Source organism: Streptomyces sp. NPDC033221, from assembly GCF_055577005.1.
The window spans coordinates 26279-52336 of the sequence record NZ_JBVIQN010000006.1 but is presented as its reverse complement, the minus strand read 5'-3'; the positions used below and the strand labels follow the sequence as shown (position 1 = coordinate 52336).

General features: G+C 71.3%; 21 protein-coding genes. 6 read left to right on the top strand and 15 right to left on the bottom strand.

Annotated elements, in window-relative coordinates:
* Positions 1-92: 92 nt before the first annotated feature.
* A complete protein-coding gene (fmt, locus tag ACZ53K_RS09740; protein ID WP_468833487.1) occupies positions 93-1025 on the bottom strand; it encodes a methionyl-tRNA formyltransferase in 933 nt (310 codons plus the stop codon).
* 247 nt (positions 1026-1272) lie between these two features.
* Here fmt and ACZ53K_RS09735 point away from each other — a divergent pair, with 247 nt between their 5' ends.
* On the top strand, positions 1273-1815 hold the full coding sequence (locus ACZ53K_RS09735) for a hypothetical protein (RefSeq protein ID WP_468833486.1): 543 nt from the start codon (positions 1273-1275) through the stop codon (positions 1813-1815).
* A gap of 126 nt (positions 1816-1941) precedes the next feature.
* On the opposite strand, the gene ACZ53K_RS09730 is transcribed toward ACZ53K_RS09735, so the two are convergent.
* Entirely contained in the window at positions 1942-4065 is a 2124-nt protein-coding gene (locus ACZ53K_RS09730; RefSeq protein ID WP_468833484.1) for a primosomal protein N', read from the bottom strand.
* Between the two features lie 579 nt (positions 4066-4644).
* On the opposite strand from ACZ53K_RS09730, the gene ACZ53K_RS09725 reads away from it, so the two are divergent.
* From ACZ53K_RS09725 to ACZ53K_RS09705, 5 genes are all read left to right on the top strand, one after another.
* A complete protein-coding gene (locus ACZ53K_RS09725; protein ID WP_468833483.1) occupies positions 4645-5838 on the top strand; it encodes a DUF6895 family protein in 1194 nt (397 codons plus the stop codon).
* A 262-nt stretch (positions 5839-6100) separates the two neighbouring features.
* Positions 6101-7231 (top strand): helix-turn-helix domain-containing protein, encoded by a 1131-nt coding sequence (locus tag ACZ53K_RS09720; protein ID WP_468833480.1) that lies wholly within the window; start codon positions 6101-6103, stop codon positions 7229-7231.
* Positions 7232-7388: 157 nt separating this feature from the next.
* Positions 7389-8162, top strand: a complete 774-nt coding sequence (locus ACZ53K_RS09715; protein ID WP_468833478.1) for a toll/interleukin-1 receptor domain-containing protein — start codon at positions 7389-7391, stop codon at positions 8160-8162.
* Positions 8159-10117 (top strand): ABC transporter substrate-binding protein, encoded by a 1959-nt coding sequence (locus ACZ53K_RS09710; protein ID WP_468833476.1) that lies wholly within the window; start codon positions 8159-8161, stop codon positions 10115-10117. The genes ACZ53K_RS09715 and ACZ53K_RS09710 overlap by 4 nt, the downstream gene beginning before the upstream one ends.
* Before the next feature lie 19 nt (positions 10118-10136).
* The gene (locus tag ACZ53K_RS09705) at positions 10137-11327 is read left to right on the top strand and encodes a hypothetical protein (protein ID WP_468833475.1); all 1191 of its coding nucleotides are present in this window, start codon (positions 10137-10139) and stop codon (positions 11325-11327) included.
* 99 nt (positions 11328-11426) lie between these two features.
* On the opposite strand, the gene metK is transcribed toward ACZ53K_RS09705, so the two are convergent.
* The 13 genes from metK to pyrR all read right to left on the bottom strand — a co-directional run bounded on the left by metK (position 11427) and on the right by pyrR (position 25883).
* The gene (metK, locus tag ACZ53K_RS09700) at positions 11427-12635 is read right to left on the bottom strand and encodes a methionine adenosyltransferase (RefSeq protein WP_468833473.1); all 1209 of its coding nucleotides are present in this window, start codon (positions 12633-12635) and stop codon (positions 11427-11429) included.
* 205 nt (positions 12636-12840) lie between these two features.
* Entirely contained in the window at positions 12841-14139 is a 1299-nt protein-coding gene (gene coaBC / locus ACZ53K_RS09695) for a bifunctional phosphopantothenoylcysteine decarboxylase/phosphopantothenate--cysteine ligase CoaBC (protein WP_468833470.1), read from the bottom strand.
* A gap of 164 nt (positions 14140-14303) precedes the next feature.
* A complete protein-coding gene (gene rpoZ, locus ACZ53K_RS09690; RefSeq protein WP_003982715.1) occupies positions 14304-14576 on the bottom strand; it encodes a DNA-directed RNA polymerase subunit omega in 273 nt (90 codons plus the stop codon).
* 40 nt (positions 14577-14616) lie between these two features.
* Positions 14617-15210: a guanylate kinase gene (gene gmk, locus ACZ53K_RS09685; protein ID WP_468833469.1), complete on the bottom strand. Its 594-nt coding sequence runs from the start codon at positions 15208-15210 to the stop codon at positions 14617-14619.
* A 38-nt stretch (positions 15211-15248) separates the two neighbouring features.
* Entirely contained in the window at positions 15249-15572 is a 324-nt protein-coding gene (locus ACZ53K_RS09680) for an integration host factor (protein ID WP_468833467.1), read from the bottom strand.
* Between the two features lie 192 nt (positions 15573-15764).
* Positions 15765-16622 carry an orotidine-5'-phosphate decarboxylase gene (gene pyrF / locus ACZ53K_RS09675; RefSeq protein ID WP_468833465.1) on the bottom strand — a complete coding sequence of 286 codons (858 nt, stop codon included), beginning with the start codon at positions 16620-16622 and terminating at the stop codon, positions 15765-15767.
* Positions 16619-17728: a quinone-dependent dihydroorotate dehydrogenase gene (locus tag ACZ53K_RS09670; RefSeq protein WP_468833464.1), complete on the bottom strand. Its 1110-nt coding sequence runs from the start codon at positions 17726-17728 to the stop codon at positions 16619-16621. The genes pyrF and ACZ53K_RS09670 overlap by 4 nt, the downstream gene beginning before the upstream one ends.
* Positions 17729-17817: 89 nt before the next feature.
* Positions 17818-21129, bottom strand: coding sequence for a carbamoyl-phosphate synthase large subunit (carB, locus tag ACZ53K_RS09665; RefSeq protein WP_468833462.1), 3312 nt, complete (start codon positions 21127-21129; stop codon positions 17818-17820).
* Positions 21122-22303, bottom strand: coding sequence for a glutamine-hydrolyzing carbamoyl-phosphate synthase small subunit (gene carA, locus ACZ53K_RS09660; RefSeq protein WP_468833460.1), 1182 nt, complete (start codon positions 22301-22303; stop codon positions 21122-21124). Before carA ends, carB begins: the two co-directional genes overlap by 8 nt.
* Complete coding sequence (locus ACZ53K_RS09655) at positions 22300-22881, bottom strand: PH-like domain-containing protein (RefSeq protein WP_468833458.1); 582 nt, start codon at positions 22879-22881, stop codon at positions 22300-22302. The genes carA and ACZ53K_RS09655 overlap by 4 nt, the downstream gene beginning before the upstream one ends.
* Entirely contained in the window at positions 22878-24173 is a 1296-nt protein-coding gene (locus ACZ53K_RS09650) for a dihydroorotase (RefSeq protein WP_468833456.1), read from the bottom strand. The genes ACZ53K_RS09655 and ACZ53K_RS09650 overlap by 4 nt, the downstream gene beginning before the upstream one ends.
* 2 nt (positions 24174-24175) lie before the next feature.
* Positions 24176-25213, bottom strand: a complete 1038-nt coding sequence (locus tag ACZ53K_RS09645) for an aspartate carbamoyltransferase catalytic subunit (protein WP_468833453.1) — start codon at positions 25211-25213, stop codon at positions 24176-24178.
* Positions 25214-25307: 94 nt separating this feature from the next.
* Entirely contained in the window at positions 25308-25883 is a 576-nt protein-coding gene (gene pyrR / locus ACZ53K_RS09640) for a bifunctional pyr operon transcriptional regulator/uracil phosphoribosyltransferase PyrR (RefSeq protein WP_468833451.1), read from the bottom strand.
* Positions 25884-26058 lie beyond the last annotated feature (175 nt).

Below are 26058 nucleotides of genomic sequence, written 5' to 3'. Positions count from 1 at the left end.
AGGTTCGCCCCCAGCCTACGTGGCGCGCGGGGCCGCGCCACGGCGCGGGCCGGGCGGACCCTCCGCGCGCGACTGCGACGGGCCGCGGCCCGTCAGTCCCCCAGCCTCTCCCCTGCACCGATCCGCACCCCGCGGGCCCAGTCCGCGCCGCGCATCGGCTTCCTGCCCTGCGGCTGCACCCACAGCAGTTCCACCGCGTGGCTGCCCGTACCGGCGTACACCGCCTTCTTGGTGACGGCGAGTTCGCCGGGCGCCAGGTCCGTACGGTCGGGGACCGGCGCGACCGTCATCAGCTTCAGGCGCTCCCCCCGGAAGACGGTCCACGCGCCGGGCGCGGGCGCGCACCCGCGCACGACCCGGTCCACCCGCAGCGCGGGCGCCGTCCAGTCCGCCTTCGCGTCCTCGACCTCGATCTTCGGCGCGAGAGTGATGCCTTCGGCGGGCTGCGGGACCGCCTGCAGCGTGCCGTCCTCGATGCCGTCCATCGTGGCGGCCAGCAGCCCGGCGCCGGCCAGGGCCAGCCGGGTGAGCAGGTCGCCGCTGGTGTCGGTCGGCCGTACCTCCTCCGTCACCACCCCGAACACCGGCCCGGAGTCGAGGCCTTCCTCGATGAGGAACGTGGAGGCGCCGGTCACCTCGTCGCCCGCCAGCACCGCGTGCTGCACCGGGGCCGCGCCGCGCCACGCGGGCAGCAGCGAGAAGTGCAGGTTGACCCAGCCGTGTGCGGGAATGTCCAGGGCCGGCTTGGGCAGCAGGGCGCCGTAGGCCACCACCGGGCAGCAGTCCGGCGCGATCTCCCGCAGCCGGGCGAGGAAGTCCTCGTCGCGCGGCTTGGCGGGCTTGAGCACCTCGATACCGGCCTCCTCCGCACGCTCGGCGACCGGGCTGGCGACCAGCCGGCGGCCGCGGCCGGCGGGGGCGTCGGGCCGGGTGACGACGGCGACGACCTCGTGCCGGTCCGAGGCGATCAGGGCATCCAGGGCGGGTACGGCGACCTCGGGGGTGCCGGCAAAGACGAGCCTCATGGGTGGCGTACTACCTCTCACACGCTGCGGAACGGCGCACCAGTCTATGGGCCACACCTTCAGGGGGGCGCGCGAACAGACGCGCGCCCCTCATTGGAGCCGGTACGCCCCCATACCGTGACCGAAGCCGCGTCTGTTGCGTTGGTCAAGCAGCATTGACCGACCGGGCCGCCCTCGCGGCCCGCTCGTTTTCACCTCTTACGTCACGTATCTCCGCACATTCAACGCCGGTTCGAGAGGCTTGTTCATGGCCGACCACGCAACCCACGACGCCCAGGCACGCGCCAGCCTGCACCTACTGGTACGGGACATCGAGCGGGTCCGCCGGCAGGTGGACGCCCTGCGCACCCTGACAGCTCAGCTCGGCAACGTCTACCGGCCGCGGCGCACCGGCCCGTCCGCCGGCTTCGTCGTCTACGGCCGCGCCCCCGCCCCGACCGTACGCCTCGCCCAGGAACTGCGCGACAGCGTCGAAACCCTCGTCACCGCCGCGGTGGACTTCGACCGTTCGCTGGGCTTCTCCTGGGATGCCGTGGGTTCCGCTCTGGGCGTCACCAAACAGGCCGTGCACCGCCGTTACGGCGCCCGCCGCTCCACCGCCCAGCCCGGCCCCGAGAGCGGTGAGACGGTCCGTACGCCCGAGCCGTCCGCGGCCCGGAGCATGGCCGTCTCCCCCGGCCTGCCGAGCGCGCCGGCCGTGCCCGCCGCACGCACGCTGCCGGGCCAGTCCCCGGTTCCCGCCCGGGAAGAGGCCCGCCCCGGCGTCTTCCCCGGCCCCCGCAACGGCTGACGTACCGCACCGCCCCGGCCCGCCCCCGGGGCGGCCCCTTTTCTCCCCTCCCCCATTCCTTCCCGGCCGCGCCCGCAGCACCACCGGCACCCCTTGCGTCACCGGCACCACCCGCCCGCGCGGGTCTCACCCGAGATCGGGCGGATCGACCCGTATCCGCACCGCCTCCCCCTCCCGCTTGACCAGCCGCGCCGCCTGCGCCGTCTTCAGCGCCGCCGCCAGCTCGGCCCCCTGGCCGGGGCGTACCCGTACCAGCGCCCGTTCCCATTCCTCCCCGGGCGGCGGGTCCCCCGGCCGGCGCGGCCGCCCCGCGTCGGGGGACGGCACCGGTACGGGGCCCAGCACCTCGGCCCCCGCCGGCAGCGCGGCCGCCGCGAGCATCTCCGCCACGTCCTCGGGACGGCCGGTCACCGACGCCATCCGGGAGACGGGCGGAAAGCCCAGCTCGGCCCGCTCCGCCAGCTCGCGCACCGCGTGCCCGGCCGGGTCCCACCGCACCAGCGCCTGCACCGGGCGCAGCGTCGCCTCCGCGATGACCGCGACCGTGCCGCCGTCGGCCTGGCCCCGGACCAGCGCCGCGGCCTGGATCCAGAGCCGCAGCGCCTCCTCGCCCGCCCGCAGATCGGGCCGGCTCAGCAGTGCCCAGCCGTCCAGCAGCAACGCGGCGGCATAACCGCCCTCGGCGACCGGCTCGGCCCCCGGCGTACTCACCACCAGGGAGGGGGCGCCGGGCACCGTGTCCAGCACATGGTCCCGCCCCGACGTGCGCACCGGCACGGCCGGAAACGCCCGCCCCAGCTCCTCCGCCGTCCGCCGCGCACCCACGATCTGCGCCCGCAGCCGCACACCGCCGCACTCCGCGCAGTGCCAGTCGCCCTCCTCGCGCCCGCACCAGCCGCACCGCAGCTCCCCGGCGTCCCGCGCCTCCAGCGGACCCGCGCAGGCCCGGCAGCGCGCGGGCTCCCGGCACCGCTCACACGCCAGCCGCGGTACGTATCCCCGCCGCGGCACCTGCACCAGCACCGGGCCGTGCTTGAGCCCTTCGCGCACCACCTGCCAGGCGAGCGTCGGCAGCCGCGCGGCCCGCGCCGCCGCGTCCCGCGCCTCGTCGGCGTCACCGACCGTACGGACCAGCGGCGCCGCGGCCCGTACCTGCTCACGCTCGGCCGTCAGCGGGCGCGCCCATCCCGTCTCCACCAGCTGCGCCGCCTCGACCGTGCAGCTCAGGCCGCCCAGCAGAAAACCGGCCCGCTCCGTCACCGACCGCTGCAACAGCACTTCCCGCGCATGCGGCTGCGGCGCATGCGGATCACTGTGGCTGCCGTCCCCGTCATCCCAGATGGCCACCAGGCCCAGATTCCGCACCGGCGCGAACATCGCCGCCCGCGTCCCGATCACGGCGCGCACCACGCCCCGGCTGACCGCCAGCCAGCGGCGGTACCGCTCCTCGGGCCCGGCGTCGGCGCTCAGCACCACATGCCGCCCCTCCCCGACGATCTCCCGCAGCGCCGCGTCCACCCGCGTCGCGTCCCGTCCGTCCGGCAGCACGGCCAGCGCCCCGCGCCCGGACGCCAGCGCCGCGGCCATCGCCCGGGCCAGCTCCTGCGGCCAGTACGGCCCCGGCAACGCCGTCCACACGGCCCGCGGCGAGTCCCCCCGCCCCAGCGCCTCCAGAAACCCCGGCCCCGCCGGATACCTACCCCAGCTACCGGCCTCTGGCGGCGCGTTGGGCGGCAACGGCGCCCCGCTCCCCTTCCCCTCCACCTTCGCCCGCCGCGGCGGCACCGCCAGCTGCACCACATCCGCGAGCGTCCCCGCATACCGGTCGGCGACGGCCCGGCACAGCGACAGCAGCTCCGGCGTCAGCACCCGCTCGGGTGACAGCACCTGCGCGATCGGCGCGAGCACCCCACGGAAATCGCTCTCCGCCACCCGCTCCACCACGAACCCGTTGACCAGCTTCCCCCCTTCCCGCCGGCCCCCCTTCTCCCCGGCCCCGAACCGCACCCGCACCCGCACCCCGGGCTGCGCCTCCTCGTCCATCGCCGCCGGCACCGCGTAGTCGAAGTACCGGTCGAGGTGCACCAGACCCTTGTCCACCAGCACCCGCGCCACCGGCAGCCGCTCCGCCAGGTCGGCCCCCCGCCACGTCCGCGGCTTCGCCCGCGCCTCCTTGGTCCCGCGCACCGCCTCCCGAATCAGCGCAAGCTGCTCCGGCCCCGCACCCTGCCCCTCGTCTTCCCTGCTCACAGCACCAGTCTTAGCAGACAGCACCGACAGCCCCGCCCGCCCGGAAGAGCCGCCGACACGTAGCCACCCGCGTACGGCCCAGGCCTCGATACGGACCATCCGGATGTCGTCACCACTGACCGGCCGGCCTACGCGCGGCCCGCCCGAAGCGGAACGACCGCATACGGGAAGCCGCACCCCGCAGCCCGCAATTCCCTCCGCTGCACACCCGTCCCGTTGAGAACACGGCTCCGCTTGCGGACTTTGTCACAGCCCTGAGGCATTCCCGCTCCCGTGCAATCCAGCCCCCTCAAGCCCGCCGAACAACGCAGCAGAACACCGGCGAAAGGAAGAACATGAAAGAGAGCCTGACGCACAGCGAGGTCGCCAAGATGGTCTCGGGACTCATCAAGGCGGGCGTGATCGACGGCGGCATGACCCTCGGGAAGCTTGGTCGAGTCGCAGGCGGGAATGCTGGAGGACGGGCCCCCGGACCCGGCCTGCACGTCCTGTGCTGCAACGAGTACTTCCTCGCGGCCCAGGGAATCCCGCAGCCCACCGAGGACTCCGAGGCGGTCGCGGAAAGCGTGCGGAGCGACCTTGCCCAGCCGGGATCAGGTGCCCGCCGGTTCGCCGGCGGGCACCGCCGCGGACGGAACGTATCTCAGCGGCCGGATATGCGACATCCTGGAATTCGCCGTGCGCCACATTCCGCGGCTCCCTTCCTACGAGAAACACTGGAAGGGAAAGCAGGACCCCATCGTCTCGATGAGCGAGAAAATCGTGGTCGAGGCGGCGCTTCTCGCCTTCACCTGCCACCGGGTGCGCCACGCCCAGCCGCGTATCGCGACTGCCGTCCGGACGCTCGTGAAGGCCCTGCTACCGCACGCCAGAAGCGCACGGAACGCGGACCTGCTCGCGCGCCTCCCGCAGTCCGCCACCTCGATCGGCACCTCGAACCTGCTCCTCGACCGCATCGGGTTCCCCGACGCGCGCCACGAGGCGCTCCACGCGGCGGCGGTCGCCGCGGCGCACCCCTGCGTGCCCGAACGGCTGCCCTACCGCTACATGGAACAGCGCTGGCTCGCCTCGCTCGCCCCCGGCGGCAGCAGCTCACACGCGGTCGAGGCGCCGCCCGGGTCCATCCTGTACGCGGATCTGACAGCGGTCGAGATGCACCCCGACGACATCTACGCGCTCACCCACGCGATCATGTTCGGCACCGACTTCGGGCGCCGCCCGGCCGATCCGCGGGTCGACACCGAAGCCGTACTGGCCACCCTCGACTCCTGCCTGGCACTCCAGCTCGGCACGGAGAACCTCGACCTGACCGGCGAACTGCTCTTCTCCGCCACGATGCTGCGCCCCGGCACCACCTGCGCGTACACCCGCGCGGGCCGGGACCTGCTGACCGGCGTGTGGGAACGGTTCGGCTACCTGCCGAGCCCGCAGTTCTCGACACCCGAGTACGAGGCACTGGCGCCCGAGGCCCGCCCCGCCTACTCCTTCCCGCACACGTACCACACGATGTTCGTCGCCGGGATCCTCTGCGCGGTGCTGTACGACGCCCTCGACCGGCCTCCCCGGCCGCACCCGCACACCGCCCCCGACGACGTGGCCTCGGACGCCACGCTGGCGCTGGCCGCAAGGGAGTACCAACTCGACGTACTCACCCAGCAGCTCGGACAGCTCACCGCGGCGAAGAGCCCACTCTCCCCAACAGCCACAGCAGCATCCCGCTACCTGGCACTCCAACCCGCCCCACCCCGCGACACCACCACCCCAAAGGGCTGACAAGCCGGCCTCGGCGCCCCCACCGCTCCACCGGCACACGAGAAACGCCCCGGCCCCGGCCCGCTTCGGCGCACCGGGGCCGGGGCGTGCGACCAGAGCGGCCGGAGCGCCGTTCGGTGGTCTCGACACGCGTCCCTCCATCCGATTCGCTCCGAGGTGGAAACGGGAAACAGCCCCATTCGCCTTGTTCCGCCGTGCCGTCTGCCGCACGCTGACACGCGACGCTCGCCGGCTGCCCGGACGAACAGTTACGGAGGATGCAGTGCTTCCGCAGCAGCCCTACGCGTTCGGTAAAGAACTCCGCAGACGCCGTCTGGCCGCGAACCTCTCGCTGGAACAGCTGGGCCGACGGGTCCACTTCAGCAAAGGGCAGCTGAGCAAGGTGGAACGGGGGCTCAAGCCTCCGACTCCGCAGCTCGCCCGGCTCTGCGACGAAGAACTCGGTGCGCAAGGGGCCCTGGCCGGCCTTGTGCCGGTGCCCGCGCCGACGAGCGGTGTACCGCCGACAAGTCATGAGGGTGAGGTGTGGTTGATGCACTTGGACAAGGACGGGTCCGGATCGTTCCAGCCGATCGGCCGCCGTCGCGTGATCAGCGCCGGGGCCGCCTCGGTCCTGGGCATCGGGGTGGGCGGTATGCACATCTCGACCGATACCGGAGCCACGACGCTGGTCGACGCGTCACGGACGCTGTTCGGCCAGTACCGGCGGCTCGGGCAGGTCTCCGGACCCGGCGCGTTGTTACCGCAGCTGATATCCCAGACCCACAGCCTGCAACAGCTGGCCGCCCGCAGCGGTACGCACACCCGCCAGGCCCTCCTGGTACTGGCGTCCCGGTTCGCCGAATACACCGGCTGGATGGCCCAGGAATCGGGGAACGACGACGCCGCACTGTGGTGGACCGACCGCGCCGTGGAACTCGCGGAAGCGGGCGGCGACCCCAGTCTGGCCACGTACGCGCTGGCCCGCCGTTCCCTGATCAGTCTCTTCCGCGGTGATACGGCCGGGGCCATCGGCCTGGCCTCGCACGCGCTCGACAGCCCCGCCCCGCCACGGATCAGGGGGCTGGCCGCGCAGAAACTGGCCCAGTGCCAGGCCGTACAGGGCGACTACGACGCCTGTATGCGCAGCCTGGACCGGTCCCGGGAACTCCTCGCACTCGAACACCGCGACCCGCAGGAGCCCGTCATCGGCGCGTCCCACCTGCCTGACGTGGCGGCGATGTTCACCGGGTGGTGTCTCTACGAACTGGGGCGGCCGCAGAACGCCGCCGAAATCCTCGGCAGGGAAACCGCACGGCTTCCGGGGCATGCGCTGCGCACTCGCGGCCTCCCCTCCACCATCGGTCCCGTCCGATCCGCGGCGATCACTGCCTACCTGCGGCGGTCGGCATGAACGCAGGGCCTCCACCACCGCGACTCGTCGGTACGGAAACTCAGCCAGAACCCCTCCACAGTGCTGGCCCCAGCCTCTCGACAAAGGCTGTCCGCACCTGCGAGACAGGCCGCGCTCCGCCCGGCTCGCCCGACCGGATCAGAAAGGTCACTCGGTCATGCCTGAAATATTCGTCAACTACCGCACCTGTGACGGTAAGGAAACCGCACGACTCCTTGCGGAGGCGCTGTCCGAACGCTTCGGTGAGGACAGCACGTTCCTGGCCGGCACGTCGATTCCCCCTGGTTCGCATTACGTACGGGTCATGCTCGGCGCCGTTCGGCGCAGCTGCGTCCTACTCGCCCTCATAGGCGAACGCTGGCTGGATGCCTCTGACCGGCAACAGCCTGGCCGACGAGCACTGGACAATGAAGGTGACTGGGTACGCCGTGAGATCGAGGAAGCATTCACCTGCGGGATCCTGGTCATACCGCTATTGCTGGGTCGGCGCGTGGAACAGCTTGACCCGAAGACACTGCCGCCCTCACTCGCAGAACTCGCGGAGTGCCAGTACGAGCGGCTGTGGTTGCGGGACGGCCGGGCGGAGATCGTGCGGCTCGGTGACCGCCTCATCACACAGGTTCCCGAGTTGGCGCCTTTGGACACGACAAGGCCGTCCACTGAGCGCACCCACCAGGAACCACGGCACGAGTCCACCCCGACGGTGCACAATGCGGGGCAGCGTGGTGGTATCGGTGCCGTGCTCGGCACCGTCGGTACCTTCGTCAACGAGTCCAACGCGCCGATGCACACCGGATCCGGCGATCAGATCGGACCCCACGCCACGGAAATTCAAGGCGACGGAACGACACAGATTTCCGGCGATCACGCCCGCGCGCCGCTCAGCCACCGGTTTGGCTCATCTCCCCGGCCCCGGGGAGATGAGCGATGAACGAACGCGTCGAAAGCCGATTCGGCTCCTACGTCCATCAGGCACACGCTCCGCTGAGCACCGGGGAGGGGCCCCAGTACATTTTCTACCTTCGCGAAGCCGTGTCACGCCCGGCCACAAGAGCGAGGACGTCGCTCGCCATCGCGTACGACGACCGCCGCTGGCTCTACCAACGATTCATCTACCCTCGCGGATTCCGCTGGGCACGGAACCTGCTGCGGGTCCACGGCACTGTTCTGATCACGGGTCAGCCTGGCAGCGGACGACGGGCTGCCGCGCTGATGCTGTTGCATGAACGCTCGGAAGGCGCGGGCAGATTCCATGAAATTTTCGGCACCCTGGGCAGCGCAGCCGAGCGGGTTCTCGATACCGCGCTGATCGGCAATCACGATCGGATGCTGCTGGACCTGTCCAGTAGTGACGCCGAACAGTACAAAGCCGTGCAGGCCGAGCTTTCCGACTTCCGGTCCGTGGCGGAAGCCCGTACTGCGTATCTCGCCATCGTCCTGCCTCAGCAATTCGACTGCCTGCAACGTCAGGAACTGCACCGGCTCACAGCCGAGATCGGCCGCCCGGAGGGCCGCAAGCTGCTGATGCGGTACCTGCGGAGGGCCGGTATCCGCCCGGACCCAGTCGATCTCGCCGCACCACGACTCACTCGGTACGCAGCGGACGCTTCGATGGAGGATCTCGCCAAACTCGCCAATTTGATCCGTCGGGCGCGGGATCTGCAAGGCGTGCACGAGAACATTGGTCACTGGTGTGATCGAGCGATGGCCGAGTGGGCCGACAGCCGCAGGCTCCAGGTGGCCGACTTCATAGCCCACCTCACCGGCCGCCAACGCGCCCTGGCCCTGGCCCTGGCGATGTTCCACGGCCGTGCCCCTGCCGTCGTACTGCGGGCGGCCGACACGCTTCAGGGCATCCTGGGCCATCCCGACGACGACCGTCCCCGCCTCGACCGCACCGACCTCTCGGCCGAATTCAAGGCTGTCGAAGCAGGTACCGGTAGGGACGGCGGAGTCCGGTTCCGCGTTCTCGGGTATGACGCGGCGATACGCGCACACTTCTGGACGTACTTGTCGGACCTTCGCCGGCAGTTCCGCGACTGGGTGCGTGACTGTGTCAGCCGGCACGAGCTGCCCCAGGAGGCCCGGAAGGAGCTGATCGGCTGGTTCGCGGAGCAGTGCCTGGCCAGTGGGCGCCCCCAGGATCTGTGGTGGCTGGCCGAGCAGTGGGCCGGGCGCCACGCCGGCCGGCTGCTCGCCGATATCTCGCAGGCGTTGACGGAGGGGCTGAACCACGACGCGTTCGGCCGCGCGTTCCGTCAGAAGATCTACGAGTGGTCGCTCGTGGCGGGCCTGCCCAGGGACCTGCGCCAAGCGCTCGTCGTGGTCTGCTCCCAGGTGATGGCCGTGCAGCACCCTGACCAGGCGTTGGTGCGTCTGCATCATCTGGCCCGGGCCGCCGGCTCCGATGGCGGCGAAGGGTTCGAGGCGCTGCTGGGCCTCGCGCGCGGAGGCAGCCGGCTCTTCCGGATGCTGCTCGGCCGTCTGCAGCCGGAACGGTGGCCGACCGACGCGGCGATCCTGCTGGCCATGGCTGCGGTGGCGGCCCGTACCCGCGCCCTTTCCGGGAGTCCGGCCGTCCGGGAGCGGTTGACCGCCGGCTGGGCCGCCGTACTGCGCCATCATCCGTACGAGGAGTGGCGCGGCCCGCTGGCGGACTGGCTGACGGCGGCGCTCCGCGCCGGGTCCCACCGGGAACCGCTGCTCGCTGTGGTGGTCGAGGCGGCCGCCCGGACTCCGGGCGTCCTCGCCCGCCTGCACACCGTCGCCCGTGACTGGGTTCCGGCCGTGCCCGCCGAAGGGGCGGAGCGGCGTCTGCTGTTCGCCGAGCTCGAACGCCGGATCGATGCCGCGCACGGTATCGAACCCGCCGTTCCCCGTCTGTGACCGGCCGCGGGAGATCACCATGAGTTCTGGCCACAAGACCGCCACGGTCTTCATCACCGTCATCTGCGCCCTGCTGCTGATCATCGCCGGGCTGAGCCTGCGGTGGCCCACCTGGGCCTGGTCCGCGTCGGCCGCGGTTCTGCTCGCCGGTTCAGCCACGGCCTTCCGGTTCGACGCCCGGCGCGAGGCCACCGCGGTGTGGGACCACCCCGCCCACCCTGATCTGCCGGTTCCGCCGGTCGAACGCTGGGAACGCACGGTGGCCGGGGTGGCACTTCCCAGCTCCACGCCGGACTACGACTTCCTGTTCTCCGCCACGATCCGCTGGCGCCCGCTCAGCGCCGCGCTGGACGCCCCTCGCGTGAACGCGGGCGGGCTGGCGGTCGACGCCGTACTCGCCCGGGCACGCGCGATCACCGCGCGGCAGAATCCGCACCACAGCACCCTGGCCCAGCATCAGCTCGACGGGGCGCTGGGCACCATGGAGCCCGATATGACGGACCGGGTCGAGGCGATGGCCGAGAACGTCACGCTGCAGCTGTCCGACGCGGACCGGGAACGCCTCGCCAAGCTTTCGACCGTCCGCAAGGACGAGGATGTCTGGGAGCACGAACGCAACTACGAGCGCAGCAAGCGCGCGTATCTGGGCACCGAGGTGCTGAAGGACACCGGCAGCGCCGTGGTCTGGTGGATGGCCAAGCACGACGACCGGATCGAGAAGACCGTGGACCTCATCGGCCCACTGGCACAGCTCTCCTCCGCCGCCAACAACCAGGAGGTACCGGAGCTGTTCCGGCACCTGGTATCGCCACCCGACGCGTCCGGCGACCCTTGGTTCGCCCGGCACGGTGGGACGGTGAACGGCAGTACCGCACCGCACGGCGCGTATTCCTCGCCGTTCGTCACCCCGCCCGGGCAACCGTCCGGGGACGGGGAGCGGGAACCGGAGGAGCCGGACGTCCTCGCTGCTCTGGGGGCCTTCATGGATGATGCCGGGCTGGCTCCCGACGAGCACGTGAGAGCCCTCTGTGCCCGCCGGATCGCGGAGTATCTGGCCGCGGAGGGGTGCGAGGAAGCGGCGTCGGCCATCCGCCGGCGGTTCGACTCGCCGGAATCCGCCGCCGAAGGCCCCGAAGCTCCCGAAGACCTCGATGAGGAGGCGTCGGACGGGCGGGACGGATTCGGTTTCGGAGCGTCCGAGGAGCTGTGACGGAGCGGGGGCGTCGCGCGAGGTACGCGCATACGCCCCGGCCCCGGCCCGCCGAAGCGGGCCGGGGCCGGGGTGTGCGGCAACAAGAAGAGCCGGCGGTCAGAGCCCCGCGGCCTTGCGCAGCGCGTCCACGCGGTCCGTGCGCTCCCAGGTGAAGTCGTCCAGCTCGCGGCCGAAGTGGCCGTACGCGGCGGTCTGGGCGTAGATGGGGCGCAGCAGGTCGAGGTCGCGGATGATGGCGGCCGGGCGGAGGTCGAAGACCTCGGCAATGGCGTTCTCGATCTTGTCGACGTCGACGGTGGCGGTGCCGAAGGTCTCCACGAACAGGCCCACCGGCTCGGCCTTGCCGATGGCGTAGGCGACCTGGACCTCGCAGCGGGCGGCCAGCCCGGCCGCCACGACGTTCTTGGCGACCCAGCGCATGGCGTAGGCAGCCGAGCGGTCGACCTTGGACGGGTCCTTGCCGGAGAAGGCGCCGCCGCCGTGGCGGGCCATGCCGCCGTACGTGTCGATGATGATCTTGCGGCCGGTCAGGCCGGCGTCGCCCATCGGGCCGCCGATCTCGAAGCGGCCGGTGGGGTTGACCAGCAGGCGGTAACCGTCGGTGTCCAGCTTGATGCCGTCCTCGACGAGCTGGTTGAGGACGTGCTCGACGACGAACTCGCGGATGTCGGGTGCGAGCAGCGAGTCCAGGTCGATGTCCGAAGCGTGCTGCGAGGAGACGACGACGGTGTCGAGGCGGACCGCCTTGTGGCCGTCGTACTCGATGGTGACCTGGGTCTTGCCGTCGGGGCGCAGGTACGGGATGGTCCCGTTCTTGCGGACCTCGGACAGGCGCTTGGACAGGCGGTGCGCGAGGTTGATCGGGAGCGGCATCAGCTCCGGGGTCTCGTCGCAGGCGTAGCCGAACATCAGGCCCTGGTCGCCCGCGCCCTGCTTGTCCAGCTCGTCCTCGTCGCCCTCGACGCGCTTCTCATAGGCGGTGTCGACGCCCTGGGCGATGTCGGGGGACTGTGCGCCGATCGAGACGGAGACGCCGCAGGAGGCGCCGTCGAAGCCCTTCTTCGACGAGTCGTAGCCGATCTCCAGGACCTTGTTGCGCACGAGGTTGGGGATGTCGGCGTACGCCTTCGTCGTCACCTCGCCGGCCACGTGGACCAGGCCGGTGGTGATCAACGTCTCGACGGCGACCCGGGAGGCCGGGTCCTCCTTCAGCAGGGCGTCGAGAATGGTGTCGCTGATCTGGTCAGCGATCTTGTCGGGGTGACCCTCGGTGACGGACTCCGAGGTGAACAGGCGGCGGGACACATCGCTCCCTGGGGTTGCAGCGGCTGCTGGCTGATCATTGGCGGAAAGGCCGAGAGCTGCGCTCGGCGCGATCCGGGGCCAGTTTATCGGTCATGAGCGGCGTTCGGGCACGCAGTCTCGATTTATGGACCCGCCGTGACCTGGGACACCTTGCCGGAGAGAGGAAGATCTCGTTCCGGCAAAGCCCCGGGAGGAGGGTTCCCGATCATGAGGAGGACGGGCCGGAGGAGGTCCGGGAGGCGGTCAGACGGGGGGTCACCAGGTCCCAGATCCGGTCGGAGAGGGCTTCCTTCGGGCCGTACGGTACGGGCGTCTCGGCACCGTCGGCGGCCAGGATCACCGCCTCGTTCGCGGCCGTACCGAACGCCTTGTGGTCGCCGACCTCGTTGACGACGAGGAGGTCGCAGCCCTTTCGGGTGAGTTTGGCGCGGCCGTTGGCCAGGACGTCGTCGGTTTCGGCGGCGAAACCGACGATCACCTGGCCGGAGCGGGGGCGGTCTGCGGAGATCTCGGCGAGGACGTCCGGATTGCGGACCAGGGCCACCGGCTCGGGCTCCTGGCCGTCCCGCTTCTTGATCTTGCCGGTGGCGTACGCGGCGGGGCGGAAATCGGCCACGGCGGCGGCCATGACCACCGCGTCGGCGTCCGCCGCCGCCTTGAGCACGGCTTCCCGCAGTTGGACGGCCGTACCGATGTGCACCACGTCCACCCCAGCCGGGTCGGGCAGCTCGCTGTTGCCGGCGACGAGGGTGACCCGGGCGCCGCGGGCCACGGCCGTACGGGCGAGCGCGTAGCCCTGCTTGCCGGAGGAGCGGTTGCCCAGGAAGCGGACCGGGTCCAGGGGCTCGCGGGTGCCGCCGGCGCTGATCACCACGTGCCGTCCGGCGAGATCCCGGGCGAGTCCGAGCGGGCCGCGGGCCAGCACGCGGCGGCAGGTCTCGAAGATCTCGGCGGGGTCGGGGAAGCGGCCCTTGCCGGTGTCCACGCCGGTCAGCCGGCCGACGGCGGGCTCGATGACGACGGCGCCGCGGCGGCGCAGGGTGGCGACGTTCTCCTGGGTGGCCGGGTGCTCCCACATCTCGGTGTGCATCGCCGGGGCGAAGACCACCGGGCAGCGTGCGGTGAGGAGGGTGTTGGTCAGCAGGTCGTCGGCCAGGCCGTGGGCGGCTTTGGCCAGCATGTCGGCCGTACAGGGGGCCACCACGACCAGGTCGGCGGACTGGCCGATGCGTACGTGCGGGACCTCGTGGACGGATTCCCACACCTCGGTGGAGGCCGGGTTGCCGGAGAGTGCGGCCCAGGTGGCCTCGCCGACGAAGTGCAGGGACGCCGTGGTCGGCACGACCCGGACGTCGTGGCCGGACTCGGTGAGCCGGCGCAGCAGCTCGCACGCCTTGTAGGCGGCGATGCCGCCGCTGACTCCCAGGACGACCTTGGGACGGCGGGCCGGGCCGCTCCCGTCCGCCGGTCCGGCGGCCTGCTGCGGCTGTGTCGGCTTGTCCATCGCGTTCTCTCCCCACGCCGTGGGTTCCGTCCCGTGCGGGGTGCGGACCCGGTCGGTTACTCCCCCATGACACACCAAGGGCCCGGCAGCGGCGCTGCCGGGCCCTTGGTGGAGGCGCCGTGACGGGGTCCTTCAGGACGCCGTGCCACCCGGCGCCGCACTGCTCACTGAGCCGGGCCCTCGACGGCCTCGGAGGTCAGCAGGCCCGCGTTGATCTCGCGGAGCGCGATGGAGAGGGGCTTCTCGTGCACGTGGGTGTCGACCAGCGGGCCGACGTACTCCAGCAGGCCCTCGCCGAGCTGCGAGTAGTACGCGTTGATCTGACGGGCGCGCTTGGCGGCGTAGATCACGAGGCTGTACTTCGAGTCGGTGGCCTCGAGAAGCTCATCAATCGGCGGGTTGATGATGCCCTCGGGCGCGGTGATGGAAGAGGACACTCTCTGCCTTCCGAAGGGGGGTGTGAAACCGGTGTAAAGATCAAAGAACCTTCATCAAGGCTAGCAGCTCACGGCTGACGTCCTCGACGGAGGTGTTGACCAGGGTGACGTCGAACTCGGTCTCGGCGGCCAGCTCGACCTTGGCGGCCGCCAGGCGGCGCTCGATGACCTCGGGCGCCTCCGTACCGCGGCCGGTGAGCCGGCGGACCAGTTCCTCCCAGCTCGGCGGAGCCAGGAAGACCAGCTGGGCCTCCGTCATGGACTCGCGGACCTGCCGCGCGCCCTGGAGGTCGATCTCCAGCAGGACCGGTTCGCCGGCCTCCAGGCGGTCCTGGACGGCCTTGCGGGGTGTGCCGTAGCGGTTGCCCGCGAATTCGGCCCACTCCAGCAGTTCGCCGTTGGCGACGAGCTTGTCGAATTCCTCGTCGTCCACGAAGAAGTACTGAACGCCGTGCCGCTCCCCGGGGCGCGGCTTGCGCGTGGTGGCCGACACCGAGAGCCAGACCTCGGGGTGGACCTTGCGCATATGGGCGACGACCGTGCTCTTGCCGACCCCCGAGGGGCCGGAGAGCACGGTCAGCCGCGGACGGGCGTCCGGGGATGCGGGGGATGAGCCCCGGGGTGTTGCTGCCATGCGGCGATTATTCCAGTTCCCCGGCAGTGCCAGGAAACTCAGCCGGCCTTGTCGCCGAACTCCCGCTCCAGGGCGGCGATCTGGTTGGTGCCCAGACCGCGGACCCGGCGGCTTTCGGAGATGCCCAGCCGCTCCATGAGCTGCTTGGCCCGGACCTTGCCCACGCCGGGCAGGGATTCCAGGAGGGCGGAGACCTTCATCTTGCCGATGACGTCGTTCTCCTGGCCCTGCTTGATGACGTCATGGAGGGAGGCGCCGGAGTTTTTGAGCCGATTCTTGACCTCGGCGCGCTCCCGGCGAGCCGCGGCGGCCTTTTCGAGCGCGGCTGCGCGCTGTTCAGGGGTAAGGGGCGGAAGAGCCACGCCTACGTCACCTCGGATGTAGAACTGTCGGATACGGACCGGTGTGGAACCTAGTCGCCCCGCATCTGCGGAGCAACGAGCAACGCGCTTACGTGCACTGCTCTCGTCGGAGACTAGCGGCCAAGGCGCTCGGAGTCAGCGAGAACAGACGAAAAGTCCTGGTCAGACTCTGCTGACCAGGACATAACGGGACTAAAGTCCCTGTCGTTCGACCGCTGTCCGCACCTCATCGGCACATCCGAGGGCGGCCGCGCGAAGTGCGGCGACGTCCGGACCGTGCCGCAGCACCCCCCGGCTGACGCTCGGCACGACGTTGCGGACCGCGTCCCCGAAGACCCGCGGAAGGTCCGCCGGGGTCGCGCCCTGGGCACCGATGCCGGGCGCGAGCAGCGGTCCGCCGGTCGCCAGGTCGTACGAGGACAGATCGCCCAGCGTGGCACCGACGACGGCGCCGTACGAGCCCAGCTCACCGCGGGCGACGGCGTCGGCGTTGGCCGCCTTCAGATGGCCCAGTACGGTCGCGGCGACGGTACGGCCGTCGGCCCGTACCGCGTGCTGCACCTCCTGGCCCTCCGGATTCGAGGTCAGCGCGAGCGCGAACAGGCCACAGCCGTGCTCCCCGGCCAGCTCGACGGCCGGGGCGAGCGACCCGAAGCCCAGGTACGGGCTGACCGTGACCGCGTCCGAGAACAGCGGCGAGGCCGGGTCCAGGTAGGTCGCGGCGTACGCGGCCATGGTGGAACCGATGTCGCCGCGCTTGGCGTCCATCAGCACGAGGGCACCGGCCTGCCGGGCCGCCGCGACGGTCTCCTCCAGGACGGCGATGCCGCGCGAGCCGAAGCGCTCGAAGAAGGCGGACTGCGGCTTGAGGACGGCGACGCGGTCGGCCAGCGCCTCGACGACGGTGCGCGAGAAGGCCGTCAGGCCCGCCACGTCGTCGTTCAGGCCCCAGCCGGCCAGCAGCGAGGCGTGCGGGTCGATGCCGACGCAGAGCGGGCCGCGTTCGTCCATGGCGGCTCGCAGGCGGGCGCCGAAGGGTTCGAGGCTCACGAGGTCACCTTCCTGTGCTCGGCGCCGACGGCGTCGGCGAGGGTGGCGTACGGGCTGTTGCGCAGGCGGGCGGCCAGGCCCTTGTGGATCGCGCGGGCGTAGAACGGGCCCTCGTAGATGAAGGCGCTGTAGCCCTGCACGAGGGTGGCACCGGCGAGGATGCGCTGCCAGGCGTCCTCGGCGTTCTCGACGCCGCCGACGCCGATCAGGGTGACGCGGTCGCCGACGCGGGCGTACAGGCGGCGCAGCACCTCCAGGGAGCGCGCCTTGACCGGGGCGCCGGACAGGCCGCCGGTCTCCTGGACCAGGGCCGGGTCGGAGGCCAGGCCGAGGCTCTCGCGGGCGATGGTGGTGTTGGTGGCGATGATGCCGTCCAGGCCCAGTTCCACGGCGAGGTCGGCGACCGCGTCCACGTCCTCGTCGGCGAGGTCCGGTGCGATCTTGACCAGCAGCGGGACACGGCGGCCGGTGACGGTGCGGTCGGCCGCCTCGCGGACCGCGGCGAGCAGCGGGCGCAGGTGGTCGACGGCCTGGAGGTTGCGCAGGCCGGGGGTGTTCGGTGAGGAGACGTTGACGACCAGGTAATCGGCGTGGGCGGCGAGGCGCTCCGTCGAGGTCACGTAGTCGGCGACCGCCTCGTCCTCCGGGACGACCTTCGTCTTGCCGATGTTGACGCCCAGCGTCGTACGGAAGACCGGGTTGCGGGCCGCCAGACGGGCCGCCACGGCCGCCGAACCGTCGTTGTTGAAGCCCATGCGGTTGATGAGCGCGCGGTCCGGTACGAGGCGGAACAGGCGCTTCTTGGGGTTGCCGGACTGCGGCTCGGCGGTGACCGTGCCGATCTCGACGTGGTCAAAGCCGAGCATGGCCATGCCGTCGATGGCGACGGCGTTCTTGTCGAAGCCGGCGGCCAGCCCGAAGGGGCCGTGCATCCGGCGGCCCAGGGCCTCGGTGCGCAGCTCCTTGTGGCGGGGCGCCAGGACGGCCGCGGCGAAGGTGCGCAGCACCGGGACGCGCGCGGCCAGCCGGATCCAGCGGAAGGCCAGGTGGTGGGCCTTCTCGGGGTCCATGCGGCGGAAGATCAGGTTGAAGAAGAGGGAGTACACGGGCAGGCGGGCCTTCCGCAGTTCGAGTGGGCGAGGTGGGCGGGCATGAAGAGGGGGACACCGCTGCGGTGTCCCCCTCCCCGGTGGCCCTACTCCTCGCGGGCCGCGGTCAGCTGCCGCGCGTGTTCCTGGAGGGAGCGCACGCCCACGTCGCCGCGGGACACCGCCTCGATGCCCTGCACGGCGGCGGCCAGCGCCTGGACCGTGGTCAGGCACGGGACGGCGCGGGCGACGGCCGCGGTGCGGATGTCGTAGCCGTCCAGGCGGCCGCCGGTGCCGTACGGCGTGTTGACGATGAGGTCGACCTCGCCGTCGTGGATGAGCTGGACGATGGTCTTCTCGCCGTTGGGGCCCTCGCCCTCGCTCTTCTTGCGCACCACGGTGGCGTTGATGCCGTTGCGGCGCAGCACCTCGGCGGTGCCGGAGGTGGCGAGCAGCTCGAAGCCGTGGGCGACCAGCTCCCGGGCCGGGAAGATCATCGAGCGCTTGTCGCGGTTGGCGACGGAGACGAACGCGCGGCCCTTGGTGGGCAGCGCGCCGTACGCGCCGGCCTGCGACTTGGCGTACGCCGTGCCGAAGACCGAGTCGATGCCCATGACCTCGCCGGTGGAGCGCATCTCCGGGCCCAGCACGGTGTCCACGCCGTGCCCCGCCGCGTCGCGGAAGCGCGACCAGGGCATCACGGCCTCCTTGACGGAGATCGGCGCGTCCAGCGGCAGCGTGCCGCCGTCGCCGCTCTTGGGCAGCATGCCCTCGGCGCGCAGCTCGGCGACGGTGGCGCCCAGCGAGATGCGGGCGGCGGCCTTGGCCAGCGGTACCGCGGTGGCCTTCGAGGTGAAGGGCACGGTGCGCGAGGCGCGCGGGTTGGCCTCCAGCACGTACAGGATGTCGCCGGCCATCGCGAACTGGATGTTGATCAGTCCGCGCACGCCGACGCCCTTGGCGATGGCCTCGGTGGAGGCGCGCAGCCGCTTGATGTCGTAGCCGCCGAGGGTGATGGGCGGCAGCGCGCAGGCGGAGTCGCCGGAGTGGATGCCGGCTTCCTCGATGTGCTCCATGACGCCGCCGAGGTAGAGCTCGGTGCCGTCGTAGAGGGCGTCCACGTCGATCTCGATGGCGTCGTCCAGGAAGCGGTCGATGAGGACCGGGTGCTGGTCGATCAGGCCGGCGTGCCGCTCCAGGTACTCGCCGAGGGAGGGCTCGTCGTAGACGATCTCCATGCCGCGGCCGCCGAGGACGTAGGACGGCCGGACCATGACCGGGTAGCCGATCTCGGCGGCGATGCCCTTGGCCTCGCCGAAGGAGTAGGCGGTGCCGTACTTGGGGGCGGGCAGGCCCGCCTCGGTCAGCACCCGGCCGAACGCGCCGCGCTCCTCGGCCAGGTCGATGGCCTCCGGCGAGGTGCCGACGATCGGTACGCCGTTGTCCTTGAGCGCCTGCGCCAGGCCCAGCGGGGTCTGGCCGCCGAGCTGGACGACGACGCCGGCGACCGGGCCGGCCTGCTGCTCGGCGTGCACGATCTCCAGGACGTCCTCCAGGGTGAGCGGCTCGAAGTAGAGCCGGTCGGAGGTGTCGTAGTCGGTGGAGACGGTCTCCGGGTTGCAGTTGACCATGACGGTCTCGTAGCCCGCGTCGCTGAGCGCGAAGGAGGCGTGCACGCAGGAGTAGTCGAACTCGATGCCCTGGCCGATGCGGTTCGGGCCGGAGCCCAGGATGATCACGGCGGGCTTCTCGCGCGGCGCGACCTCGCTCTCCTCGTCGTAGGACGAGTAGAAGTACGGGGTCTTCGCGGCGAACTCGGCGGCGCAGGTGTCCACCGTCTTGTAGACCGGGCGGATGCCGAGGGCGTGCCGGACCTCGCGGACGACGTCCTCCGTCAGGCCGCGGACGGCGGCGATCTGGCTGTCGGAGAAGCCGTGCCGCTTGGCGTACGCCAGGACCTCGGGGCCGAGCTGGTCGGCGGCCGCGATCTCGTCGGCGGTCTCCTTGACCAGGAACAGCTGGTCGACGAACCAGGGGTCGATCTTCGTGGCGTCGAAGATCTCCTGCGCGGTGGCCCCGGCCCGGATGGCCTGCATGACGGTGTTGATCCGGCCGTCGGTGGGGATCTCGGCCTTGACCAGCAGCTCCGCCTTGTCGCCGGGGTCGCCGGCGAAGTCGAACTGGCTGCCCTTCTTCTCCAGCGAGCGCAGCGCCTTGTTGAGCGCCTCGGTGAAGTTGCGGCCGATGGCCATGGCCTCGCCGACCGACTTCATGGTGGTGGTCAGCCGGGCGTCCGCCGCCGGGAACTTCTCGAAGGCGAAACGCGGCACCTTGACCACGACGTAGTCGAGGGTGGGCTCGAAGGAGGCCGGGGTCTTCTCGGTGATGTCGTTGGGGATCTCGTCGAGCGTGTAGCCGACGGCCAGCCGGGCGGCGATCTTCGCGATCGGGAAGCCGGTGGCCTTGGAGGCGAGCGCCGAGGAGCGCGAGACGCGCGGGTTCATCTCGATGACGATGACCCGGCCGTCGACGGGGTTGACGGCGAACTGGATGTTGCAGCCGCCGGTGTCCACGCCGACCTCGCGGATCACGGCGATGCCGATGTCGCGCAGGGTCTGGTACTCGCGGTCGGTGAGCGTCATCGCCGGGGCGACGGTGATGGAGTCGCCGGTGTGCACGCCCATCGGGTCGAAGTTCTCGATGGAGCAGACGACCACGACGTTGTCGTTCTTGTCGCGCATCAGCTCCAGCTCGTACTCCTTCCAGCCCAGGATGGACTCCTCCAGGAGCACCTCGGTGGTCGGCGACAGGGTCAGGCCCTGGCCGGCGATGCGGCGCAGCTCCTCCTCGTCGTGGGCGAAGCCGGAGCCGGCGCCGCCCATGGTGAAGGAGGGGCGCACGACGACCGGGTAGCCGCCCAGTTCCTCGACGCCCTTGAGGACGTCGTCCATGGAGTGGCAGATGTAGGAGCGGGCGGACTCGCCGTGGCCGATCTTGCGCCGGACGGCTTCCACGACGTCCTTGAACAGGTCGCGGTCCTCGCCCTTGTTGATCGCCTCGACGTTGGCGCCGATCAGCTCGACGCCGTACTGCTCCAGGGTGCCGGACTCGTGCAGCGAGATCGCGGTGTTCAGCGCGGTCTGGCCGCCCAGGGTGGGCAGCAGCGCGTCCGGGCGCTCCTTGGCGATGATCTTCTCGACGAACTCCGGGGTGATCGGCTCGACGTAGGTGGCGTCGGCGATCTCCGGGTCGGTCATGATCGTGGCCGGGTTGGAGTTGACCAGGATGACCCGCAGGCCCTCGGCCTTCAGGACCCGGCACGCCTGGGTGCCGGAGTAGTCGAACTCGGCTGCCTGGCCGATGACGATCGGGCCGGAGCCGATGACCAGGACGGACTGGATATCGGTGCGCTTAGGCACGCTGGCCCTCCATGAGCTGGACGAAGCGGTCGAACAGGTAGGCCGCGTCGTGCGGACCCGCGGCGGCCTCGGGGTGGTACTGGACGCTGAAGGCCGGCCGGTCGAGGAGCTGGAGCCCCTCCACCACGTTGTCGTTGAGGCAGACGTGGGAGACCTCGGCGCGGCCGTAGGGGGTCTCGGAGACCCGGTCGAGCGGCGCGTCGACGGCGAAGCCGTGGTTGTGCGCGGTGACCTCGACCTTGCCGGTCGTACGGTCCTGCACCGGCTGGTTGATGCCGCGGTGCCCGTACTTGAGCTTGTACGTGCCGAAGCCCAGCGCGCGGCCGAGGATCTGGTTGCCGAAGCAGATGCCGAACAGCGGCGTACCGCGCTCCAGCACGCCCCGCATGACGGAGACGGGGTGCTCGGCGGTGGCCGGGTCGCCCGGGCCGTTGGAGAAGAACACGCCGTCGGGCTCGACCGCGTACACGTCCTCGACGGTGGCGGTGGCGGGCAGCACGTGCACCTCTATGCCGCGCTCGGCCATCCGGTACGGGGTCATGCCCTTGATGCCCAGATCGACGGCGGCGACCGTGAAGCGCTTGGTGCCCTGCGCGGGCACGACGTACGCCTCCTTGGTGGCGACCTCGGCGGACAGGTCGGCGCCCTTCATCTGCGGGGCCGACTGCACCTTGGCGAGCAGCGACGCCTCGTCGGCGAGACCGGTGCCGGCCGGGCCGTCGAGCGCCGGGCCGGAGAAGATGCCGACCCGCATCGCGCCGCGCTCGCGCAGGTGGCGGGTGAGCGCGCGGGTGTCGATGCCGCTGATGCCGACGACGCCCTGGGCGGCCAGCTCGTCGTCGAGGGAGCGGGCCGAGCGCCAGTTGGACGGGGTGCGGGCGGGGTCGCGTACGACGAAGCCGGACACCCAGATGCGGGCGGACTCCGGGTCCTCGTCGTTGACGCCCGTGTTGCCGATGTGCGGGGCGGTCATGACGACGACCTGGCGGTGGTACGAGGGGTCGGTCAGGGTCTCCTGGTAGCCGGTCATGCCGGTGGAGAACACCGCCTCGCCGAAGGTCTCCCCCACGGCCCCGTAGGCGCGGCCGCGGAAGCTGCGGCCGTCCTCCAGGACGAGTATGGCGGGAGACGCCGCCCTCCTCTTCGAGGCGTTCCCCTGGATGGAGGTCGTCATCGTGCGCCTTCCGTTTCGGTGGTCTTGCTGTTCTTGCTGGTCAGGTCGGTGAGGGCGGTGACCCATGCGGCGTGCTCGGCGGCCTGGTCGGAGCGGAAACCGGAGTCGATCTCCTTGTCCCCGTGCGTCCAGGTGACCACCAGCAGGCCGCCCTCGGGCAGGACCTTGCCGGCGATGCCCTTGTCCAGGCGGGCGCCGCGCAGCGCGGCGGCCGGGACGAAGAAGTCCTGCGCGCCGGGCCGTACGACGTCCAGGCCGGCGTCCGTGAGGGTCAGCTCCGCACGGCTGCGGGTGCCCAGGCCGCGTGCGACGATGCGGTCCAGCCACTGTCCGGCGGTCGTGGAGCCGTGGTAGCGGCCGGTCATCGCCAGCCGCGGCTCGCCGGCGTCCTCGGGGGCCGTGGGCAGCTCGGGCAGGTCGCCCTGGAGGGTGCCGCGCCACTTCCAGCCCTCGCGCATCAGCCAGTAGACGAGCGCGACGAACAGGAGCAGTCCGACGACCCAGCCGATGCGGGCCGCCCAGTCGGTGACCTCGGCGGACTTCTGCTCGGCTGCCAGTTGGATGGTTGAAGATGTCACGCGAGTTTCCCGTCCACGACCGTTGCCCGGCCCCGCAGGAAGGTGTGGGTCACGCGCCCCGGCAGCTCACGGCCCTCGTAGGGCGTGTTACGGCTGCGGGAGGCGAAGCCCGCGGGGTCCACGGGTCCACGGTATGCCGGATCGAGCAGCGTGAGGTTGGCGGGCTCGCCAGGCGAGACGGGGCGGCCGTGCCCCTTGAGACGGCCGATTCCGGCGGGCCGGAAGGACATCCGGTCGGCGACGCCGGCCCAGTCCAGCAGGCCGGTGTCGACCATCGTGTGCTGGACGACGGACAGGGCCGTCTCCAGGCCGACCATGCCCATGGCGGCCGCGCCCCACTCGCAGTCCTTGTCCTCGTGCGGGTGCGGGGCGTGGTCGGTGGCGACGCAGTCGATGGTGCCGTCGGCCAGCGCCTCGCGCAGCGCCAGCACGTCGGCCTCCGTACGCAGCGGCGGGTTCACCTTGTAGACGGGGTTGTACGACCGTACGAGCTCGTCGGTGAGCAGCAGGTGGTGCGGGGTGACCTCGGCGGTGACGTTCCAGCCCTTGGACTTGGCCCAGCGGACGATCTCGACGGACCCGGCGGTGGACAGGTGGCAGATGTGCACCCGCGAACCGACGTGCGCGGCGAGCAGCACGTCCCGCGCGATGATCGACTCCTCGGCCACCGCGGGCCAGCCGGCCAGGCCCAGCTCGGCGGAGACGATGCCCTCGTTCATCTGGGCACCCGCGGTCAGCCGGGGCTCCTGGGCGTGCTGGGCGATCACGCCGTCGAAGGCCTTCACGTACTCCAGCGCGCGGCGCATGATCACCGCGTCGTCCACGCACTTGCCGTCGTCGGAGAAGACCCGCACGCCGGCGGCGGACTCGTGCATGGCGCCCAGCTCGGCGAGCTTCTTGCCCTCCAGGCCCACGGTCACCGCGCCGACCGGCTGGACGTCGCAGTAGCCGGACTCCTTGCCCAGGCGCCACACCTGCTCGACGACGCCCGCGGTGTCGGCGACCGGGAAGGTGTTGGCCATGGCGTGTACGGCGGTGAAGCCGCCGACGGCGGCGGCCTTGGTGCCGGTCAGGACGGTCTCGGAGTCCTCGCGGCCGGGCTCGCGCAGGTGGGTGTGGAGGTCGACCAGGCCGGGCAGCAGGATCCGGCCCGCGGCCTCGACGACGGTGGCGCCCTCGGCGCTGGAGACGGTCAGGCCGGTGCCGACGGCGGTGATCGTGCCGTCGGTGATCAGGACGTCCTGCGGCTCGCCACCCAGGACCTTCGCCCCGCGGATCAGGGTCTTGCTCATGATTACTTGCTCTCCTCGGTGCGAGTGGAGGGGCGGCGCGCAGCGCCTCCGTCCGGGGTGGTGGCGGGCGACGGGTGGGCGGTGGGGGCGGTGGTCGTGACGGCGGGCTCGTTGCCGCCCAGCAGCAGGTACAGGACGGCCATCCGGATGCTGACGCCGTTGGCCACCTGCTCGACGGCGGTGCAGCGCGGCGAGTCGGCGACCTCGGCGGTGATCTCCATGCCGCGGTTCATCGGGCCGGGGTGCATCACGATCGCGTGGTCGGGCATCCTGCCCATGCGGTCGCCGTCCAGGCCGTAGCGCCGGGCGTACTCCCGCTCGGTGGGGAAGAAGGCGGCGTTCATCCGCTCACGCTGGACGCGCAGCATCATCACCGCGTCCGACTTGGTCAGTACCGCGTCGAGGTCGTAGCTGACCTCGCAGGGCCACCGCTCGACGCCGATCGGCACCAGCGTGGGCGGCGCGACCAGCGTCACCTCGGCGCCCAGCGTGGTCAGCAGGTGGACGTTGGAGCGGGCGACGCGACTGTGCAGGATGTCGCCGACGATGGTGATGTGCCGGCCGGACAGGTCCTGGCCGGCGCCGTCGGTCAGGTGCCGGCGCATGGTGAAGGCGTCCAGCAGGGCCTGGGTGGGGTGCTCGTGCGTCCCGTCGCCGGCGTTGACGACCGAGCCGCCGATCCAGCCGGAGGTGGCCAGGCGGTGCGGGGCGCCGGAGTCGCCGTGCCGGATGACGACGGCGTCCGCGCCCATCGCCTCCAGGGTCAGCGCGGTGTCCTTGAGGGATTCGCCCTTGGAGACGGACGAGCCCTTGGCGGAGAAGTTGATGACGTCCGCCGACAGCCGCTTGGCGGCCGCCTCGAACGAGATGCGGGTGCGCGTGGAGTCCTCGAAGAAGAGGTTGACGACGGTGCGTCCGCGCAGGGTGGGGAGTTTCTTGATCGGCCGGTCCGCCACCCGGGCCATCTCCTCGGCGGTGTCGAGGATCAGGACGGCGTCGTCGCGGGTGAGGTCGGCGGCCGAGATGAGATGACGCTTCATCCGGTTTTCTCCGTGAGTGAGGGAGGGGTACGGGTATGTCCGTCGAGCAGGCATGACTGGGGGCCCGGTCGCACCGGGTCCGTCCAGGGGTGTGCTACTGCTCGCCGGCCGGGGCGGTCCGCTTGACGCCGAGCAGCACGGCGTCGCGGCCGTCCTCCTCGGTGAGCTGGACCTTGACCGTCTCCCGCAGCGACGTGGGGAGGTTCTTGCCCACATAGTCGGCGCGGATCGGCAGCTCGCGGTGGCCGCGGTCGACCAGGACCGCGAGCTGCACGGCGCGCGGCCGGCCGATGTCGTTGAGGGCGTCGAGTGCGGCGCGGATCGTACGGCCGGAGAAGAGCACGTCGTCGACGAGCAGGACCACGCGGTTCTCGATGCCGTCACCGGGGATGTCGGTGCGCGCGAGGGCGCGGGCCGGGCCCAGGCGGAGGTCGTCGCGGTACATGGTGATGTCGAGCGAGCCGACCGGGACCGTGCGTCCGGTGATCTCTTCGAGTTTGGCGGCCAGCCGGCGGGCGAGGAAGACCCCGCGGGTGGGGATGCCGAGGAGCACCACGTCGTCGGCGCCCTTGGCGCGTTCGACGATCTCGTGGGCGATGCGGGTGAGCATGCGCGTGATGTCCGGCCCTTCGAGGACCGGACGCGCAGCATTCGTGCTGGGGGCGTCCATGAAGAACGGACCTCCTTCTCCGCCTCACGGGACGGACTTTAAAGGACGTCGGAATTACGCTGTTCACGGTACCAGGAGCCGCGCCGAAGTCCGACAGCACCCCTTCGGGGCCACCGTGTGACTCATTCGGCTTGACGAAGCCAAATTACGCTGCGTAACCTCACAGTGAGTTACC

Excerpts from the sequence above, each read along its gene's own strand:
- ACZ53K_RS09710 (WP_468833476.1), top strand. The coding sequence starts at position 8,159 with ATGAACGAACGCGTCGAAAGCCGATTCGGCTCCTACGTCCATCAGGCA.
- ACZ53K_RS09650 (WP_468833456.1), bottom strand. The coding sequence starts at position 24,173 with ATGAGCAAGACCCTGATCCGCGGGGCGAAGGTCCTGGGTGGCGAGCCG.
- ACZ53K_RS09645 (WP_468833453.1), bottom strand. The coding sequence starts at position 25,213 with ATGAAGCGTCATCTCATCTCGGCCGCCGACCTCACCCGCGACGACGCC.
- fmt (WP_468833487.1), bottom strand. The coding sequence starts at position 1,025 with ATGAGGCTCGTCTTTGCCGGCACCCCCGAGGTCGCCGTACCCGCCCTG.
- ACZ53K_RS09705 (WP_468833475.1), top strand. The coding sequence starts at position 10,137 with ATGAGTTCTGGCCACAAGACCGCCACGGTCTTCATCACCGTCATCTGC.
- carA (WP_468833460.1), bottom strand. The coding sequence starts at position 22,303 with ATGACGACCTCCATCCAGGGGAACGCCTCGAAGAGGAGGGCGGCGTCT.
- ACZ53K_RS09715 (WP_468833478.1), top strand. The coding sequence starts at position 7,389 with ATGCCTGAAATATTCGTCAACTACCGCACCTGTGACGGTAAGGAAACC.
- pyrR (WP_468833451.1), bottom strand. The coding sequence starts at position 25,883 with ATGGACGCCCCCAGCACGAATGCTGCGCGTCCGGTCCTCGAAGGGCCG.
- ACZ53K_RS09735 (WP_468833486.1), top strand. The coding sequence starts at position 1,273 with ATGGCCGACCACGCAACCCACGACGCCCAGGCACGCGCCAGCCTGCAC.
- gmk (WP_468833469.1), bottom strand. The coding sequence starts at position 15,210 with ATGGCAGCAACACCCCGGGGCTCATCCCCCGCATCCCCGGACGCCCGT.
- coaBC (WP_468833470.1), bottom strand. The coding sequence starts at position 14,139 with ATGGACAAGCCGACACAGCCGCAGCAGGCCGCCGGACCGGCGGACGGG.